The 963-nt window shown below is 66.8% G+C and carries 1 protein-coding gene; it reads left to right on the forward strand.

The window, feature by feature from the left end; genetic code table 11:
- On the forward strand, window positions 1-963 hold a 963-nt coding region (locus tag AB4Z25_RS29315; protein WP_442210566.1), incomplete at both ends, for an efflux transporter outer membrane subunit.

Consider the following 963-nt stretch of genomic DNA (forward strand, 5'->3'; position numbering starts at 1 on the left):
GATTCGGCCTACGCCACCGCCGACGTCGCCAAGCTCACCTTCCTCCAGGATCTGGTCAACAGCTATATCGACGCCCGCTACTACCAGGAACGCATCGCGCTCTCCCAGGCAAACCTGAAGTCGCGCCGCGAAACCTTCGACCTCACCAAGTTCCAGCTCGAAGCCGGTGCCGCCTCGCGCCTCGACGTCGTCCAGGCCGAAGGTCTGGTGCAGTCGACCCAGGCCGAAATCCCCGGTCTCGAAACCAACTTCCGGGTTGCCGCCCATCACATCGCCACCCTGCTCGGCCTGCCGGCCTCCTCGCTGGTCAGCGATCTGCAGAAGGGTTCGCATCAGCCGGTGTTCCGTGGCGGCCTGCAGGCCGGCATTCCGGCCGACCTGATCCGCAACCGTCCCGATATCCGCAAGGCCGAACGGGATCTGGCCGCCGCCACCGCCAATATCGGCGTGGCCGAGGCGCAGCTCTATCCGTCGATCTCGCTSTCCGGCTCGATCTCGCCCTCCTAYGTCCGCCCGGTCGGCGGCAATGGCGGCCTGACCACCTGGTCCTTCGGCCCGACGCTGAACYTGCCGATCTTCGACGGCGGCCGCCTGCGCGCCAATGTCGACATCACCAAGTCGGATGCCAAGGCCGCCTATCTCGCCTGGAAGTCTGCGGTGCTGAGCGCCGTCGAGCAGGTCGAGAACGCACTGTCGGCRGTSCGCCGCGATGCGCAGACGGTTCAGGCSCTGCGTGCCCAGGTGAAGACCACCCAGGAATCGCTTGAGCTCTCGACCGCCAGCTACAAGGACGGYGCRTCCTCGCTGCTCGACGTTCTCGATGCCCAGCGCAACGTCTCGACGGCCCAGGCAAGCCTTGCCGCCGCCGTCCAGCAGATGGCCAAGGACTACGTCTCGCTCAACGTCGCCGTCGGCGGCGGCTATGCGCCCGATGGCGCAAAGCCGAGTGCCGTCGCGAAGGTG

The organism is Rhizobium sp. RAF36 (assembly GCF_052114105.1).
Lineage (GTDB): Bacteria > Pseudomonadota > Alphaproteobacteria > Rhizobiales > Rhizobiaceae > Rhizobium.